Source organism: Vibrio sp. 2132-1, from assembly GCF_033344315.1.
On the sequence record NZ_JAWPON010000021.1, the window covers coordinates 1 to 17,370 of the forward strand.

Here is a 17,370-nt window from a genome sequence, read left to right on the forward strand (position 1 = left end):
CAGTGAGTTTAAAAGCGAGGGAGTAATCGCGCTGAGTTCTTTTAGTTGTTGATTTCATAACACTCTCCAATTTTTTTTGGGGGGAAAGTGTCAACCTTATTTAGGACGGCACAATTAAAACAAAAAGGGCGTACATTGATAATGTACGCCCTTTTTTCATTTGCTTGAGATGCCTAGAAAGGTACTTCTATCTGCATCATCCAGTCAGCGTCATAATATTCGTGCCAACGATAATCAAACCGCATTCTTGGCTGCCCGTCGGATTTATCACCAAAACCAACGCTGAACATCAACCCGTGACTACGTAGCCACTCTTCTGTATCCATTTTACTCTCTTCGTCTCGAAGCTCTTCCGGCATCCAAAAACCAAGACCAAAGTAATTCTTTTCTAAGTTTTGAGTTAGAAGTGGGGTGTCTTCCGGCTTAATCGCCCACTCCTCCCAATAGTTTTCTGTTGGTCCTTCAAGCTTCGCTTCCGCTGCATACCAAATCAATGCTTCAGTACTTAACACGCCGATGGAATCTAAAATTTCTTCACAGATTGGAAGCGTGTTATCTTCAAACACCACGGAACGATCAGAAAAATAGTTACACGCGGAATGAGCTTGTGTCACCACAAGCAGCGCACATGCACTAAATAAAACGACTCTGACCATGAAAATCTGACCTCTCAGCTCCCAGACAATGTTTCTCTGTATAAGCCTTTACTAAGTAATAAATCACGTACGGAAGGTGTTGTATAGGCGCCGATCTCTTCACCCTCGGCCAATGCTTTGCGAATATCCGTGCTTCTGACTTTTACTTTTTCAGGACATGCCATAACAGTCCAACGTTCCGTAATCTCTTCAGCTCTACTAAATTTAGCAAATTTGAAGAAATTATCAGGACCAATGACAAAAGTTATATCGGCAGTTGGGTAGATTTCTTGAATTTTTTCTAACAACGCATAGGTCGTCACACTTTGTCCAGGTTGGTATAAAGCTTGCTCTGCATCAGAACGCTGAACATTAGAAAGCCCCATATCCTTGATGAACACATCAACCATTTTGCACCGAGTTGGGTAATCAAGCATGTTCTTGCCCCAAGCGTGTGCAATGCTTGGCTCAAGTAGCACAAGATCAAAGTGGCTCAAAGACTCAATAACACTTTTATGCCCTAAACTAGGTGGGTTAAATGCACTACCAAAAATGGCGATTTTTTTCATATCCGGTGATTACCTGGTTGAAGAGAGTTTTCTAATCTGATGATTTCGGTATGATACTACTAATCTTTACAGCTTTTGACCCTAAAGTCGCGTTTAATGAGCCTCAACTGTATGGTTTATCACCATTTGAGCAAATGCGCTTTAGAGTCTGAAATATTTGCAGGAAAAGGAACCCTAAATGGAACAATCCATCCGTGACGAAATGCGCGTACTCCCTTCAATTGATCCGCATTTTGAAATTGAACGCCGTGTCGCTTTTATTAAGCGTAAATTGCAAGAAGCGGGCTGTAAGTCTCTTGTTCTTGGCATCAGCGGTGGCGTTGACTCAACGACATGTGGTCGTTTAGCTCAGTTGGCTGTAGACCAACTAAACGAAGAAGCGGGCAACAATAGCTACCAATTTATCGCAGTTCGTCTGCCTTACGGGGAGCAAAAAGATGAAGATGAGGCTCAGCTCGCTCTGTCTTTTATCCAGCCAACCCATTCTGTATCGGTGAACATCAAAGCAGGTGTTGACGGGCTTCATTCGGCTTCTCACGTTGCATTAGAAGGCACAGACCTTCTACCAACTGATGCAGCAAAAGTCGACTTCGTAAAAGGCAATGTAAAAGCGCGTGCTCGCATGGTTGCTCAATACGAGATCGCGGGCTACGTAGGCGGCCTTGTTCTTGGTACTGATCACTCAGCAGAAAACATCACTGGTTTCTACACTAAATTTGGTGATGGCGCTTGTGACATGGCACCATTGTTCGGATTAAGTAAGCGCCAAGTTCGTGAAGTAGCTGCTACATTGGGTGCACCTGAGCAACTAGTTAAGAAAGTGCCAACAGCAGACTTAGAAGAGCTTGCTCCACAAAAAGCAGATGAAGATGCCCTAAGCCTAACTTACGAGCAAATCGACGACTTCTTAGAGGGCAAACCTGTTCCACAGCAAGTGAGTGACCGTCTGGTAGCGATTTACAAAGCAACGCAGCACAAACGCCAGCCAATCCCGACGATTTACGACTAAGCGATATTTTCAGCTCTCTTTAAAACTCAAAACGCTGCTAAAAATAGCAGCGTTTTTTGTCTAGGAACAGTTTTTGTCGAAGGACAAAATTGCTCTCGCCTAGTTGGTTACTGTTACGTCCGTCTCTGGCACAGCACAACACGCCAATACGGTTCCCATTGCACGTTCCTCATCTGTCAACGCAGGCACGTCCGGATGATGTACTTGACCCGACGTAAGCTGAACCTTACACGCGCCGCATAAGCCAGCACGACAGCTATTGCTAACAACCTTCCCAGCATCCTCGAGCTGATCTAACAACGTTTTTTGGTTGTTGCCTACGACTTTAGTTCCATTAAAGTCAATAGCGAGACTTTTCTCTGGCTTTGACGTAAGAGAAGAAACTCCAAACGCTTCTTGATGGTAGTTTTCTTCTGGCAGCCCTTTTCTTAGCAGGAGATTTTTCGCTTTCTCCATAAAACCATCAGGACCACACACAAACACTTGGCGCTGTTCAACATCTTTGATTTGCTTAATGTGTGACAAACTTAAACGCCCTTTTAACCCAAACCAATCAACGGCAGGCTGCGTTAAACAGACTTTTACTTCTAGCCCTGGGTGCTCACGCTTTAACTGCTCCAACTCTGAGCGACAAGGAATATCATTTTCGGTCCGACATTGATGGTAGAAAACCACGTTCTCCAACTGATTATGATCCGCTAAGTAACGCACCATTGATAACATTGGTGTTACTCCGCTACCCGCAGAGAGTAACAGCAGAGGCTGCGCTTCATGCGTTTTAAGGTGGAACTGACCGTCAGGTTGTTCTGCCTCTAAAACATCACCGACTTGTAAGTTGTCTAAGAGTGAGTTAGAGACTCTTCCGCCCGCGATACGCTTTACAGAAATAGCATAACGACCCGGACGAGAAGGACTGGATGATAAGGTATAGCGTCGACCCACTTTCTTACTATCAATATTCACCTCTATTGGCAGGTGTTGTCCTGGCAAGTAATTAGGCAACGAACCTTTGTTTGGCTCTAACCATAAGGTCACAAAGTCTTGGGCAATTTCTTCACGCTCAACACATGTAAGCTTCATGCGCACTGGCGAGTTATCTGCGTAAAACTCCGGCTCTTTGTACTCCAATACTTCAACTTTATCGCCTTGACGAATAATGCCTTCATTTCGCGCGACAAGATTCTGGCCAAAGAACACACCACCGACATCGTTTGCACGGAACTGTTGCAAGGTTTTGAGCGGCTCTTTGCTCTCACGGAATGTGCCTCTTTGGGTATTCACCGTAGTCAGGATACAGCGCTCGCAAGGTTTGAGAGACTCAAACTCTACCTCACCGATTCGTATGCGCTTCCATGAATCTTCTTCAAATGGCTTAGTATCAGAGACAACTAAGTTAGTACGAAACTGATCCATTGAGTGCAGCTCTGAACTTCTTCGATTCAGCTCATCAAGTGAAGCTTGGCTGATCACTAAAACCGGATAACCATCAGCAAAACTGACGTTTTGACCTAGCTTTTCACGGACACGATTCGATTGCTCACCACTAAATAACAACTCAACGCGCTGCCCCAAAACACGACTAAACCAGTCATCTGCATCATCTGTCGTGGTATAGGCAGTAAATGTATCTTTCCAAACCGTTGCAGGTGTCTCCTGCATTTTGAAATCTTGGTAACGGATTTTAAGTGGCTCCATACCCAAACTACTAAACACCACTCCATCGGACAATAAGGCAGACTTAATGGTTACCATTTGCGGATACTTTCGCGCAGTGATCATCGAGCCATCAGCTTTCGCAATCATAAAGCGACGATCGAAGCTCAATCCTTGCTTCTCAACCCATACGGACGACAGCGATAATCCGCCAACTGACTTAACCGGAAAAACATTAATTTGGGATAAAACGGGTTGCGACATTGCCTTCTTCCTACGGGTGTTTTTTATTTGTTGCGGTATTGTATACTCAAATCACATTAAGTTGCAGAGTCTACTGCCTCTTCATCCATCGCAACTTTCTCGAAACCATATTCTTATAAATTTGGTTTTAGTGACAAGTATTTACTACACTCAACATTCGCGTTTTTTAACACCGTTCTGACCAAATACCGTTTGATAAAGTGTGATACGACACACATAATTCACCCAAGTTATCACTACTCCCATTTATCGATTTGGAGCTTAATTATGGATACAAGAAAACTGGTTCTGATTTTGTTATGTATCTTTCTTCCGCCTGTCGCGGTGTTTATGGAGAAAGGTCTAAATAAAGACTTTTTGATTAATCTAATATTGACGTGTTTCTTCTTTCTACCAGGTACGATCCACGCGCTTTGGTTAACAATGAAGTAACCACTTACACTCTCACTCTTTATAAAATTGAAAAATGGGATGAAATATGAGGGCAATTCCTCTATCATCCTGTCGCCTAAGCGCAAGCGTTTGCTCAAAAGCAAATACGGCGCTTAGGCTCCAATCAGACAACTTTTCAATGGTGGGAGCAATTAATGACAACACTGACTATCACTCGTCCTGACGACTGGCACGTTCACTTACGCGATGGGGAAGTTCTTAAAGACACCGTTCGCGACATCAGCCGCTACAATGGCCGTGCGCTGATTATGCCAAATACCGTCCCACCTGTTACTACAACTGAGCTCGCCCTAGCCTACCGTGACCGAATTATTAAAGAGCAACATGGCGAACAGTTTGAGCCTTTAATGGCGCTTTACCTTACAGATAACACGACACCAGACGAAATACGTAAGGCTAAAGCAACCGGACACATTGTTGCTGCCAAGCTTTATCCTGCAGGCGCTACCACAAACTCAGATTCCGGTGTGACCAATGCGAAAAACATTTATCACGTTTTAGAAGCAATGGAAGAAGTAGGAATGTTACTTTTGGTTCATGGGGAGGTAACACATCACGATATTGATATATTCGACCGAGAAAAAGAATTCCTTGATACCGTCCTCGCTCCTATCGTCAATGACTTCCCTAATCTTAAAATCGTTCTAGAACATATCACCACCGCCGACGCAGCAAACTTCGTTAGCAACGCCTCAGACAACGTAGCGGCTACCATCACTGCCCACCACCTTCTTTTCAACCGTAACCACATGCTTGTGGGTGGTATTAAACCTCATTTCTACTGTTTGCCAATTCTTAAGCGCGGAACCCACCAGCAAGCGCTGATCGAAGCAGCAACTAGTGGTAGCAAGAAGTTTTTCCTAGGTACAGACTCAGCGCCACATGCGAAAGGGGCAAAAGAATCGGCTTGCGGTTGTGCTGGTTCTTACACTGCACACGCAGCGCTAGAGCTTTATGCAGAAGTCTTCGAAAAAGAAGGCAAGTTGGAAAACTTGGAAGCTTTCGCAAGCTTCAACGGTCCTGATTTTTACGGCATTGCACGTAACACAGATACGGTAACGTTAGAAAAATCCGCTTGGGATGTGCCAGAAACGATGCCATTTGGCAATGATATCGTTGTGCCTATTCGAGCAAATGAACAGATCGAGTGGAAAGTGAAGTAAGTACTTTACTGACGTTTCACCTATAAAACAGGGTCATGCTTTTTGTAAAAAGAAGTCATGACCCTTGTTACTATCGTCTCATGTTTTAGATGTGATTATTGACCACGAAGCTTTTCAACCATCGTCCATACCGCAACCACAACTAACCCTGCCACAAAGCCGATAATACCGTTCAATAAAATAGGCAAAATGGCTGTAGCAACCGAATGGCCACTAAAGTTCATAATAATCGGCTCTACAAAGTGATGAATGGCTGGCACGTTGTGCACCACAATTCCTCCACCCACCAAAAACATCGCAGCAGTTCCTACAATGGTTAACAACTTCATCAACTTTGGTGCAAAAGCGACCAAGGCCCCTCCGACTTTCGCCACCCAACCTTTACCGTTTGAGCGACTTTCAAGGTAAAGGCCTAAATCATCTAGCTTCACAATCCCAGCGACTAGTCCATAAACCCCAACCGTCATAATCACTGCAATTAAACTGACAACTAAAATTTGCGTAACAAGACTGGCTCCTGTCACGGTACCTAACGCAATCACGATGATTTCTGCGGAAAGGATAAAGTCTGTTCGAATTGCACCAGAAACTTTACGCCTTTCATACTCTTCTATCGACTCGCCAGTATTAACTAGCTCCTCTTTTTCTTCGTGCGGATGCGAGTGAGGAAACACTTTCTCAAGTACTTTCTCTGCCCCTTCAAAGCAGAGAAATAAGCCGCCAATTAGCAATAATGGCATGATAAGCCATGGAATAATCGCGCTAATAAGTAAAGCTGAAGGAACTAAAATCAATTTATTTTTGAATGAGCCTTTTGCAACCGCCCAAACTACTGGAATCTCTCGCTCAGATGCAACACCAGACACTTGTTGAGCGTTTAACGCTAGATCATCTCCCAACACACCTGCGGTTTTCTTTGCCGCCATTTTTGACATTAAGGCGACATCATCAAGCACCGTGGCAATATCGTCCAACAGTGTGAGTAAACTTGCTCCAGCCATTTTTGGTCTCTTATATGAAATTGAGTAAGTAACAAAATGTAACACCAATGAATCACTCATCAAAGTGATGATTTTGCAAAGAATACCACCCCAAATGGTGTTTTATATTGCCGTAAAGATAAGACGGGTCTAGTCTTGTGATACCTTTCAGCAGTCAAAAGAAAAAGTATAGATGAAAAGTGGATACATTTACCCGATCGGTACTCCTGGCCAACCTTGGACCGAAGAAGAACGTAAAGCTTGGTTAGCAACGCAAGAAGTAAAACGTAGCTACCAAGATGAAGTCGTCAGTAAAATCGATGCCCTACGCGGGCATTTTGATGTTGAACAATATGGTGCGCTCTCATACAACGAGGCACGCTTCCCTCTGTTTTGTATCAAAACACGCAATTGGGATTCAACTAAACCTGTTGTGTTGGTCACAGGCGGCGTGCACGGTTACGAAACCAGCGGTGTACATGGCGCATTAAAGTTTGTAGAAACGGAAGCAGAGCGCTATGCAGAGCATTTCAATATTGTCGTTGCCCCCTGCGTAAGCCCTTGGGGTTACGAGGTGATCAACCGCTGGAATCCAAACGCGATTGATCCAAACCGCTCTTTCTATAAGAATAGTCCTGCCGAAGAATCCGCTAACCTCATAAAGCTAGTTGCAACTTTAGGCGATGTGTTAATGCACATTGATCTACATGAAACGACAGATTCTGACGAAACTGAGTTCCGTCCAGCCTTAGCTGCTCGTGATGGTATTGAGTACATTGAAGGTATGATCCCAGATGGCTTTTACACGGTGGGAGATAGTGAAAACCCTCAGCCTGACTTCCAAAAAGCGGTCATTGAGTCAGTTGCAAAAGTGACTCACATTGCACCAGCAGATGAAAACGGCGAAATCATTGGTTCACCCGTCGTACAGTTTGGCGTTATCAACTACCCAATGGTAAAACTGGGCCTGTGTGGCGGCGTAACAAATTGCGTTTACGGCACGACAACGGAAGTGTACCCAGACAGCCCAACGGTGACCGACGAAGAATGCAACGATGCGCAAGTTGCAGCCGTAGTTGGTGGTTTGAATTACGTACTAAGTAAGCTCGAATAACACAGGTTAACAATAAAGCAACTGACGATGTCTTTGAATTGTGAATCAGCTTTACTTTGCTCCAAAAGCAAGTTGAGACATTAATCCGCTAGTTTATTAGAAATTACCGCATTAACATCGCTAACACTGAAGATGCGAAGCATCACGACTTTATGACGCTATTTTAATGCGGTATCTAATAAATCCTAAAATACAAATGACATCTAGACATCATCGTCACTACTAACTCCTCTTCCTGAACAAACTATCGTCATACCATTTAAATCAAACCTCAACCAACGAGCTTCTGAAGCGAAAAACATCCTTAAACAATAAGAAAGCTTAATGCTCTTTGGCTTTATTTTTTAATCACTTACCCAAAAGCACATGCATTAGCCATTGCCTTGTTTTTATACGCGATTGATCTTTTTAGAGAAACACATATGAACCTCATTGCTTAACCGAAAAAACAAAGATATAATGAAAATAATTATCATTTGTATTTTAATTTTAAATCGAGAACCTCTTTCTCTTTGCATTGAAAGCGGCACTTTTCTTTTGCTAGTTAATCCAGTTTTAAAGCCAAATCAGCACGTTGAATTTTTAGGTATGGCCTAGTGATACTTTGAGGGCTGGATTGTGACCTTAATGTTTATAAAAAATAACTTGGTTATGTTTTGTTGGAATTTAGAACCTATATGCGAATAGATATTCATTATTCGTATTCCATCCCCAAGTCATAAGTTAAGAGAAACTCACTTTATTTTGGGGCAGATTCTGTATGAGTATTCACGTAGTAAGCCTGTTTTTTATACTGTGCTTAACTTCAATTTTCGTCGGCGCAAACCAACTAGATTGGTCGTTATTGCTGACCATGGATGACAAAGCTTGGCTACCGATTACTGCTAGCAGATTACCAAGGCTAATCGCACTAATTCTTACCGGATCTGGTCTCGCAATATGTGGTGTTATTCTTCAACATATTGTTAGAAATCGTTTTGTTGAGCCGGGCACCACAGGCGGTATCGATGCGGCAAAGCTCGGTATTTTGGTATCTATCGTCATGCTTCCATCCTCAGACAAGCTTGAACGTATGCTCTTCGCCGTACTATTTTGCTTCGCCGCTGGCCTTATCTACATTGCCATCGTACGAAAAATTAAATTCAGTAACTCTGCGTTAATACCTGTGATTGGGCTTATGTTTGGTAGTGTACTAAGTGCCATAGCGGAGTTTTATGCTTATCAAAACAACATCTTACAGAGTATGTCCGGTTGGTTAATGGGAGATCTCTCCAAAGTGGTCCAAGAACACTATGAAATAATTTTCTTGATTTTACCCATCACCCTACTGACTTACTTATATGCACATAAGTTTACTGTGATGGGAATGGGCGAAGATGTTGCGTCCAACTTAGGAATTAATATTGCGTTCACTGCCGCCTTGGGTCTAATGCTAGTTTCCGTGACAGTTGCTATAACAGTGGTGACCGTAGGTGCCATTCATTTTATCGGTTTAGTCATACCTAACCTAGTCGCACTAAAATATGGCGATCACCTTAAAAATACCCTACCAATCGTTGCACTAGGCGGCGCTTCGTTACTTATTTTTTGCGATGTCATAGGCAGAGTTGTTGCCTTTCCTTTTGAAGTCCCAATTGGATTAACAGCCAGTGCTATCGGGGGAGTTATGTTTCTTGTGTTTCTTTTGAAAGGAGCACGAGTATGAGATCACATTACTCAAACATGCGAGTGAGCATTATACTCGTTTGCATACTATCTATCGCCTTTATCTTTACAAGCTCTGGGTGGGATTTTGATTACGTCATCCCCAAGAGACTGATTAAACTTGGTGCCATAGTTATTGGGGGCAGCTGCGTGGCCATCTCTGCTGTTATTTTCCAAGCTTTGGCTGGTAATCGTATTCTTACGCCATCCATTATGGGATATGAGTCGGTTTATCTGGTTTGGCAAACCCTACTCTTATTACTAGCGGGCACTTCTGGCATCGCTACATTAGGCGTTGTCGGTAATTTCGCTGTCTCTGCAATACTCATTCTGTTGTATTCCTTAGCGATTCAATCTTGGGTACTCAATAGATTTAAACATGACATGCACCAAGTTCTGCTGATTGGCTTTGTTTTGACAATGGTGCTGACAACTCTTGCTCAATTTATCCAGATCAGAATAAGCCCTGGAGAATTCTCTATCCTTCAAGGATTCAGCTATACCTCGTTTGAGCGAGCGAAACCTTCTACGTTACTTTTTTCCAGTATTGCGTTAAGCGTTTTGGCACTCTTTGCTAACAGATGGTCACGCGAGCTAGATGTGATAGGTCTAGGTCGAGACCAAGCGATGTCATTAGGACTAAATGATAAGCAATATGTACCAAAGTTCTTTGCTGTAATCGCCATTTTGGTAGCAATTTCGACGAGCTTGATTGGCCCAACGGCTTTTATGGGAATTTTTATTGCCAATATTGCTTATTCCATTACTAGCGCACCGAACTACAGACACATATTGCTCGTTGCTTGTGCTATTGCAATTGTCATGTTCTTGTCTGGTCAACTTCTGGTAGAGCACTTATTTAACTTTAAAACCACCGTCTCTATTTTGGTGAATGTCCTTTGTGGGGGATATTTCCTAGCCATCACGATAAGAGCAAGAAGCCAAATATGAAAACTGTTACTCGCCTGTTTAAAGACAACTCACTGACAAAAAGGAAATACCCCATGTTTAAGAGCCCCCTACGTTTGAGTATCGTGCTTGCTTGCTGCGCTCTAGGAACCTTATCAGGTTGCGAGCCGGAAATAACTAAAATTGAAGATACTCAGCCATTAGAAAAGCTCATCGTGATTGAACACAATCTCGGAGCAACTACTATTTCTCATCGCCCTCAACGAGTGGCAGCATTAGATATGAACGAAGTGGACTTTTTAGATCAGCTAAATGTTCCAATCTCAGGAATGGTGAAAGACTTTGTTCCTCACTTTCTAGCGAAATACAAAGACACACCTGAGATAGCGGATCTTGGTGCGATAGTTCAGCCTAATATGGAAAAGATCTATGCCCTAAAACCAGATCTCGTATTGATGACTCCGCTACATGCTAATCAGTATGAAGAACTCTCTCAACTCGCTCCGACTTTACATTTTGACATCAGCTACCGTAATAGTCGTGACCATCACGTCGATACCATTAAGAAACACCTTGTAGAGCTTGGTGAGATCTTTGAAAAGCAAGAGCTAGCCCAACAGAAAGTTGCCGAAATCGATGCAAAAGTCGCAGAAGTGCGCGCTGTTACGAAAGAGCGTTCAGAAAAAGCTTTGGTTGTCATGCATAACAATGGTGCTTTCAGCTCATTTGGCGTTGAGTCTCGTTATGGCTTCGTTTTCGATGTTCTGGGGGTAAAAGCAGCGAGTGAAAAAGTGGAGACAGGTTTGCATGGTCAGCCAATTTCTAGCGAGTTCATTAGCCAAGCTGATCCAGACATTCTTTACATCATTGATCGAACAGCAGTAATGGAAGGAAAGCCTGTCATTGATGCGGAACACTTAGCAAACCCGCTACTCCGTCAAACCAAAGCATGGAAAAACGACAACGTCGTTTTTGTTGATGTCGATGCTTGGTACATCACTTCAGCAAGCATCACATCTCTGAAAATCATAATTGATGACATCCTAAAAGGTTACCAAAGCTAAATCTAATAACAATGAGTTGGATCTTAAGTAATTCAACACTCAACCGACGTCAGAACGGATGTGAGCTAGCCCAAACAAAGAAAAGGAATCTATAATGACTCATGACTATCATCAGATAGCGATGGACTCTTCACAGAAAAACAAACCAAGCCCGTGTCATATCGCCCTCTTTATTTCACTTCAATTTAGTACTTTTGTCGTACCAATTAGTATCGCTCAAGCTGAAGAAGTCGTAGATGAATCAATGACAGTTTATGGTGAAGCAAACAGAGTTTATGCCGCTGGCAAAGTTTCTCACGCGAGTAATATGGGAATGCTTGGCGACAAAAACTTCATGGAAACGCCTTTCAATACGATTGGATACACAGAAAAACACATTCAAGACCAACAAGCACGCGATATCTCAGATGTAATCTCAGCTTCTGATCCCTCTGTTTTCACCAGCGGTGAAACCGGCTTAAACAAAGAAAGTTTCAAAGTAAGAGGTTTCAACTCAGACATTAGCGACGTTATGTTTAATGGATTGTATGGTATCGCTCCTTATTACCGAACCTCTCCTGAAATGTATCAACGTATTGATGTACTTAAAGGTCCTGCTTCTTTGCTCAACGGTATGCCACCGAATGGATCTGTTGGTGGCACCATCAACTTAGTGACAAAAAGAGCACAAGAAACACCAATCACATCTTTCACCGGCAGCTACTTATCGGACACTCAATTCGGAGGACATATCGATATTGGACGTCGCTTTGGTACAAATGAAGAATTTGGTATTCGTTTCAACGGTGCATTTAAAGATGGAGACACCGCGATAAACAACCAAAGCAAAAAAACTCAACTTGCATCATTAAGCCTTGATTGGCGTAATGACATTGCTTTCCTTGAAGCAGATTTTTACTACAGTACAGAGCGAGTTGAAGGTGCAAACCGTGGGTTAAGCATCGCTTCTGGTCTCAAAATCCCATCACCTCCTCCATCTGACACATTATTGACGCCAAGTTGGGCCTACAATGATAGCGAAGATAAAGGGATGATGATTCGCGGGGAGCTAAACGTTAGTGACTCTGTAACTGTATACAGCGCATTGGGTGGTAGCCGTACAGATTTTCATTCAAATGTACCGCAACGAATCAAAATCATCGATAACGAGGGTAACCTAGAGGTATCTCTCGGATCAGTTAAGCTTGAGAACAAACGAACTTCAGGTGAGATAGGTGTTCGTAGCAACTTTGACATTGGCCCAGTAGAACACCACCTTGTACTGAATAGTACTTACTTTAGAGAAGATAAAAATGATTCTCCAACAGGTAATAATAATCCAGCCCCTTGGAACTCGAATATTTATGATCCTGTTTGGGGACCAGAAAATTCAGTTTACGACAACTACTATGGTTTACCTGTCGATTCAACTCAGGTCAGCTATGGCATTGCCGATACGTTATCTTTTGTTGATGGGAAATATCAAATCACGCTCGGCTTGCGTTACCAGAGCATTGATTATGAATCTGGAATAATAATGAACGGAATGTCGCTTCCTACCACCAAGTTTAAGGAAAGTACTTACACTCCCGCACTTGCAGCATTATACAAAGTTTCGAGCTCAGTTTCGCTTTATGGTAACTACACCGAAGGCTTAACGAATGGGAAAACAGCAGGCTCTAGCGCCGCAAACGCAGGAGAGGCTTTTGAACCCCAAAAAACCAAACAGACTGAAGCAGGCGTGAAGCTTGACCTGGACGGCTTTGCTCATACGTTCAGTTTATTTGAGATTAAAAAGCCAAATGGGTACCAAGATCCGGATACCAACATTTTTTCTTTCGGTGGTGAACAGCGCAATCGCGGTATTGAATGGGGGTTCTACGGCACACTATCAAAGGACTATACGCTCATCGGTGGTATCGCCTATACAGATGCAGAGATTACAAAAGCAACAGATGTGACAGAGGAGGGGAAACAAGCAACTAAGCTACCCGATTTACAAGCTAAACTCGCATTAGAATGGAACCTCCCTGCGATGCGTGATCTCACGCTTATCGGCCAAGCGAACTATATGTCTGAACAGTACATTGATGCACAAAACACTCAGGCATTACCTGCACAGACTATTCTTGATCTTGGCGCACGCTACAACTCAAAAATTGCTGAAACAAGCGTGGTTTGGCGCCTTAGCGTAAACAATGTCCTGGATGAAGATTACTGGACAACCACCCACTATGCGGACCTAGCTCTAGGCGCACCACGCACAGTGATGCTGTCAGCTACTGCGGATTTCTAATCCCTCCACCTCCCCTTTAGCCTGCCTTCTAAGGGGGACTTACTCCCATTTGGCTGTTCATGAAAATTCACAACAAATCAAAGGAAGTACTCATCTTCAACATTCAAGCAGACAAAGAGCTCGCAACACCTACGGCCAAAGTTAATTCAAAACATAATCCATCAACGTCCACTTCCATAGGCTTTATATGAAAAACGATAAGAGCTCAATATGCTCTACCACGTTCTCCTTATTTTCGCTTGATAGGCTAGATAAGGTGACAATATGATAAGTAAAATCAGCCAACATTACGTTACGCCTAGCTTAATGCCAGCCTTAAAGCCATCGATTAAGAAGCTTGCTTTGGGAACGTTTTGTGAAGCACTTGCCGCTGTGGCAAAAGTTGGTGCACTGCTATGCTTGATAAACCTTATCGATAAATTTGCAAACCAATGGATTTACGGTGCCATAGGACTTTGGGCGGCTAGCGCACTTGCCTCATCAGTGGGCTCGTGGTTAGTTCATGATGCCGAGTCGCAGTTTTCCACTCGATTACGTCGCCAAGTTGCTCAGCACTTGACGCGCTTGCCAAGCAAGACCATCTCTCAATATGGTGATAATCAACTGCGTCGCATAGTTTCCGAAGACATCGGCACGCTTCACCACATGGTTGCGCATTTGCCTTCAGAACTCGTGACATTCATTGTCGTACCCGCAACTTCTATTTTTATCATGTTGAATCTCACAGGTCCGGTAGCGATGCTTACTCTGCTCCCTGGTCTAATTGCATCATTGTACTACCTACTCTTTTTACCTAGGTTCGCCGCTAAACATGGCAAAGAGCGCATGACAATAATGGGTGATATCGTTACCGCAGTAAACGACTACACAAGAGGTATCCGAGTAAATCGAATTTACGGCACGCAAGCAGGAGCACTCGACAGCTATAATGATGCCACAAGACGCTTTACTCACGGCATAGTGAAATGGGTTGGTAGCGTTGCCCTTCCAGCAGCAATTGCTACCGCATTACTTCAAGCGGTTTCGACTTTCGCAATGGCCTATACCATTGGCTATGAATTAAGTCCCGTGGCAATGGCGTCGCTATTCTTTTTTGGTTTGGCCGTCGTATCACCCGCACTGAAGCTTGGCCATGGATTGGACTACGTTAACGCAGGAAAGAATGCTGCAAAGAACATCAGCGACTTTTTACAGCAACCACAAATAGAAAGTGGCAGTTTGAGCGCGGGAGAAAAACCGCTATCACTACAAGCATCAAATATCGTAGTGGCTAATGGAACTGTTAATATTATTGATAACTTCTCCCACTACTTCCCACGGGGTTCATTTACAGCCATCATGGGGCCTAGCGGAGCAGGCAAAAGTACGTTACTACGTCTATTAGCAGGTCAAGAAACACCTCTTTCAGGCTTCGTTACCTTAGGAGGCAATCAACTGTCTAAACTCTCTGAGATATCCCGATACTCCGCCATACGCTATGTACCCCAAGATATCGGTGTACTCAAAACTACCATTAGGCAGAATTTGAAACTATCAACGCCAAGTTCAAGTGACGACGAGCTGAACCAAGCTTTGCAACAAGCTCAATTAAAGATTGACCTCAATTCTGATGCAAGCGTGCTTTCAGGAGGCGAGCAACAACGTGTCGCAATAGCTAACACATTTCTAACTCAAGCCAACGTTCTATTACTGGATGAACCAACCAGTGCTCTCGATAAAAATACGGCCTTCACTGTGATCAGAAATCTCGCGAAGTTTGCGAAAACACAAGACAAGATATTGATCATAATTACTCACGACTCAGAACTCGCGAAACTTGCAGACACTACATTGATGCTCAACAGAAAGGCTCAACGACAGGATGAAGAAGTATGACGGCTCACAATACCCTCTATTCCAATTCGACAATTCCACAAAGTGCAAAGCACCGTCTATATCGAGTCGCTATAGGTTGGGGACTAGTTGCATTATTTGAGGCAACGGCTTACACATTTCTTGCAATATCTATTGTCGAACAAGCTTCACCATTGAACGTCATAATAGCTGCTGTTCTAACTGTGATAGTTACCGTTATTGTAACTCGTTCTGGATTTCTCTCTGGTGCGAAACTGGCTGGGGATCTTTATTCATCAGTAGGTCATTCGCTCAGTAAAGCAAAGTTAGCTTGGTTTAATGATCAGCATAGAACTCAGCTCACTCAACTAGCAGAACGAGGAATACCTGGCTTTATAGCCATTCCTGCTCATCAGCTACAAACATTTTTACACGCTCCAATGTTACCCATATTTTTAATTATCGGTATTGGGGTCGTTGGAGGAGGTGAAATTGCACTACTCAGTGCCGTACTGTTACTAGTTGCACTGCTCGTTCAGTACAAGGCGCAAAGATACCTAAGTCGCTCAGATAGCGACCGACATGACGCAGAGCTTCAAGCGACTAAATCAACACTTGAGCTCATAGATCACCTTGAGTTACTTCGCTCAACAGCGGGGCCTGAGCGCTCAATCGAGCGTATTGAACAGAGTTGGCACGCACAAGAAGAAGCTCATTCAACTATTAATCGTAACGCTTCTATCGCAACCTTAGTATCAGGATTGGCAACGATTTTACCCCTTGCAGGTATCGCCATCTATCTCGTCTTAGAGCCGATTACTCAACCCTTATTAGTCTTGGCTTTATTGATATTGATTACCCGTGCAGCTGCACCTTTGGGTGAACTCGCGTTGGCAGGCTTTGCGATTAACGACGTAAAATCCTCAATTAAAAATTACGCTCAGTTAACGAATGTCCCTGTTCTGCCTGAGCCTAATCCTCAATTTGCAACCTCCCCCAAAAACCATAAGTTCGAACTGAACCTTGTGGGCCATTTAGATCTCTTTGAAGATGCTAGCACGGAGATCAAACAAGGTGATACCGTCGTCATCAATGGAGTCAGTGGCAGTGGCAAAAGCACTTTACTGGGCCTGTTTCTAAGGTTTGATGATCCTGACCAAGGTCTTATTTCGCTCGGAGGGATAGATCTAAAGAATATCCCTTATGACGTGCTCACCCAGCATATAGCCTATGTTGCTCAAGAACCGGTCATTTTTACTGGCACATTGGCGGATAACATTCGGTTAGGTAATCCCAATGCAAGTGATTATGAAGTTGAGAGCTTTGCAAGACACGCACAATTGGACAAACTTATTGACTCATCTCCTAAAGGAATACATCAAACAGTAGGACAAAGAGGCTCAGGGTTGTCAGGAGGTGAAAGACAGAGAGTCGCAATTGCGCGAGCTCTCATTAAAAAGGCGCCAATCCTCATTTTCGACGAAGCGACGGCAGCATTAGACGAAGCAACCGAAAAAAGTATTGCTCAACATATTCAAACATTGAACTCGACCGTGATTATTGTGACGCATCGCGATCAGAATATATGGTCACCCACATTGGAACTCACGATTGAGGGTAGAAGAGTTATAGTTGCACAGTACAACTCTACTTCCTTGAAAAGTAGGGACAAATTGGCGGCTGAAGAAACTAATAACAATCAATACTTAAATCTAAGCGGTGTCAATTGAGTTTTTTGTCACTTT

14 protein-coding genes are annotated in these 17,370 nt (G+C 43.4%); 10 read left to right on the forward strand and 4 right to left on the reverse strand.

The window, feature by feature from the left end:
- Positions 1 to 173: 173 nt before the first annotated feature.
- Together R8N47_RS19960 and R8N47_RS19965 are read right to left on the reverse strand one after the other, a co-directional pair.
- Positions 174 to 656 (reverse strand): hypothetical protein, encoded by a 483-nt coding sequence (locus tag R8N47_RS19960; RefSeq protein ID WP_017635276.1) that lies wholly within the window; start codon positions 654 to 656, stop codon positions 174 to 176.
- Between the two features lie 14 nt (positions 657 to 670).
- Positions 671 to 1,204: a nicotinate-nicotinamide nucleotide adenylyltransferase gene (locus tag R8N47_RS19965; RefSeq protein WP_064354884.1), complete on the reverse strand. Its 534-nt coding sequence runs from the start codon at positions 1,202 to 1,204 to the stop codon at positions 671 to 673.
- A 178-nt stretch (positions 1,205 to 1,382) separates the two neighbouring features.
- On the opposite strand from R8N47_RS19965, the gene nadE reads away from it, so the two are divergent.
- Positions 1,383 to 2,213: an ammonia-dependent NAD(+) synthetase gene (gene nadE / locus R8N47_RS19970; protein WP_005375299.1), complete on the forward strand. Its 831-nt coding sequence runs from the start codon at positions 1,383 to 1,385 to the stop codon at positions 2,211 to 2,213.
- A 99-nt stretch (positions 2,214 to 2,312) separates the two neighbouring features.
- On the opposite strand, the gene R8N47_RS19975 is transcribed toward nadE, so the two are convergent.
- Entirely contained in the window at positions 2,313 to 4,130 is a 1,818-nt protein-coding gene (locus R8N47_RS19975) for a hybrid-cluster NAD(P)-dependent oxidoreductase (protein WP_064354885.1), read from the reverse strand.
- A 267-nt stretch (positions 4,131 to 4,397) separates the two neighbouring features.
- Here R8N47_RS19975 and R8N47_RS19980 point away from each other — a divergent pair, with 267 nt between their 5' ends.
- Together R8N47_RS19980 and pyrC are read left to right on the forward strand one after the other, a co-directional pair.
- Positions 4,398 to 4,562 carry a YqaE/Pmp3 family membrane protein gene (locus R8N47_RS19980; RefSeq protein WP_005375297.1) on the forward strand — a complete coding sequence of 55 codons (165 nt, stop codon included), beginning with the start codon at positions 4,398 to 4,400 and terminating at the stop codon, positions 4,560 to 4,562.
- 155 nt (positions 4,563 to 4,717) lie between these two features.
- Positions 4,718 to 5,746, forward strand: a complete 1,029-nt coding sequence (gene pyrC, locus R8N47_RS19985; protein ID WP_064354886.1) for a dihydroorotase — start codon at positions 4,718 to 4,720, stop codon at positions 5,744 to 5,746.
- A 95-nt stretch (positions 5,747 to 5,841) separates the two neighbouring features.
- On the opposite strand, the gene R8N47_RS19990 is transcribed toward pyrC, so the two are convergent.
- A complete protein-coding gene (locus tag R8N47_RS19990; RefSeq protein WP_062730918.1) occupies positions 5,842 to 6,747 on the reverse strand; it encodes a DUF808 domain-containing protein in 906 nt (301 codons plus the stop codon).
- A 172-nt stretch (positions 6,748 to 6,919) separates the two neighbouring features.
- On the opposite strand from R8N47_RS19990, the gene R8N47_RS19995 reads away from it, so the two are divergent.
- The 7 genes from R8N47_RS19995 to R8N47_RS20025 all read left to right on the forward strand — a co-directional run bounded on the left by R8N47_RS19995 (position 6,920) and on the right by R8N47_RS20025 (position 17,355).
- On the forward strand, positions 6,920 to 7,840 hold the full coding sequence (locus tag R8N47_RS19995) for a M14 family metallocarboxypeptidase (RefSeq protein WP_064354887.1): 921 nt from the start codon (positions 6,920 to 6,922) through the stop codon (positions 7,838 to 7,840).
- A gap of 760 nt (positions 7,841 to 8,600) precedes the next feature.
- Positions 8,601 to 9,545, forward strand: coding sequence for an iron ABC transporter permease (locus R8N47_RS20000; RefSeq protein WP_005375291.1), 945 nt, complete (start codon positions 8,601 to 8,603; stop codon positions 9,543 to 9,545).
- A complete protein-coding gene (locus R8N47_RS20005; RefSeq protein WP_064354888.1) occupies positions 9,542 to 10,495 on the forward strand; it encodes an iron chelate uptake ABC transporter family permease subunit in 954 nt (317 codons plus the stop codon). The genes R8N47_RS20000 and R8N47_RS20005 overlap by 4 nt, the downstream gene beginning before the upstream one ends.
- A gap of 53 nt (positions 10,496 to 10,548) precedes the next feature.
- Positions 10,549 to 11,517 (forward strand): siderophore ABC transporter substrate-binding protein, encoded by a 969-nt coding sequence (locus R8N47_RS20010; protein ID WP_064354889.1) that lies wholly within the window; start codon positions 10,549 to 10,551, stop codon positions 11,515 to 11,517.
- Positions 11,518 to 11,611: 94 nt separating this feature from the next.
- Positions 11,612 to 13,792: a TonB-dependent receptor gene (locus R8N47_RS20015; protein WP_005375288.1), complete on the forward strand. Its 2,181-nt coding sequence runs from the start codon at positions 11,612 to 11,614 to the stop codon at positions 13,790 to 13,792.
- A 264-nt stretch (positions 13,793 to 14,056) separates the two neighbouring features.
- Positions 14,057 to 15,667: an ATP-binding cassette domain-containing protein gene (locus R8N47_RS20020; RefSeq protein ID WP_064354890.1), complete on the forward strand. Its 1,611-nt coding sequence runs from the start codon at positions 14,057 to 14,059 to the stop codon at positions 15,665 to 15,667.
- The gene (locus R8N47_RS20025) at positions 15,664 to 17,355 is read left to right on the forward strand and encodes an ABC transporter ATP-binding protein (RefSeq protein ID WP_064354891.1); all 1,692 of its coding nucleotides are present in this window, start codon (positions 15,664 to 15,666) and stop codon (positions 17,353 to 17,355) included. The genes R8N47_RS20020 and R8N47_RS20025 overlap by 4 nt, the downstream gene beginning before the upstream one ends.
- Positions 17,356 to 17,370: the final 15 nt, after the last annotated feature.

Bases quoted from the DNA above. Each gene is read 5' to 3' on its own strand.
- R8N47_RS20005 (WP_064354888.1), top strand. From the start codon at position 9,542: ATGAGATCACATTACTCAAACATGCGAGTGAGCATTATACTCGTTTGC.
- R8N47_RS20010 (WP_064354889.1), top strand. From the start codon at position 10,549: ATGTTTAAGAGCCCCCTACGTTTGAGTATCGTGCTTGCTTGCTGCGCT.
- R8N47_RS19960 (WP_017635276.1), bottom strand. From the start codon at position 656: ATGGTCAGAGTCGTTTTATTTAGTGCATGTGCGCTGCTTGTGGTGACA.
- R8N47_RS20000 (WP_005375291.1), top strand. From the start codon at position 8,601: ATGAGTATTCACGTAGTAAGCCTGTTTTTTATACTGTGCTTAACTTCA.
- R8N47_RS20015 (WP_005375288.1), top strand. From the start codon at position 11,612: ATGACTCATGACTATCATCAGATAGCGATGGACTCTTCACAGAAAAAC.
- R8N47_RS19975 (WP_064354885.1), bottom strand. From the start codon at position 4,130: ATGTCGCAACCCGTTTTATCCCAAATTAATGTTTTTCCGGTTAAGTCA.
- R8N47_RS19995 (WP_064354887.1), top strand. From the start codon at position 6,920: ATGAAAAGTGGATACATTTACCCGATCGGTACTCCTGGCCAACCTTGG.
- R8N47_RS20025 (WP_064354891.1), top strand. From the start codon at position 15,664: ATGACGGCTCACAATACCCTCTATTCCAATTCGACAATTCCACAAAGT.
- R8N47_RS19990 (WP_062730918.1), bottom strand. From the start codon at position 6,747: ATGGCTGGAGCAAGTTTACTCACACTGTTGGACGATATTGCCACGGTG.
- nadE (WP_005375299.1), top strand. From the start codon at position 1,383: ATGGAACAATCCATCCGTGACGAAATGCGCGTACTCCCTTCAATTGAT.
- R8N47_RS19980 (WP_005375297.1), top strand. From the start codon at position 4,398: ATGGATACAAGAAAACTGGTTCTGATTTTGTTATGTATCTTTCTTCCG.
- pyrC (WP_064354886.1), top strand. From the start codon at position 4,718: ATGACAACACTGACTATCACTCGTCCTGACGACTGGCACGTTCACTTA.
- R8N47_RS20020 (WP_064354890.1), top strand. From the start codon at position 14,057: ATGATAAGTAAAATCAGCCAACATTACGTTACGCCTAGCTTAATGCCA.
- R8N47_RS19965 (WP_064354884.1), bottom strand. From the start codon at position 1,204: ATGAAAAAAATCGCCATTTTTGGTAGTGCATTTAACCCACCTAGTTTA.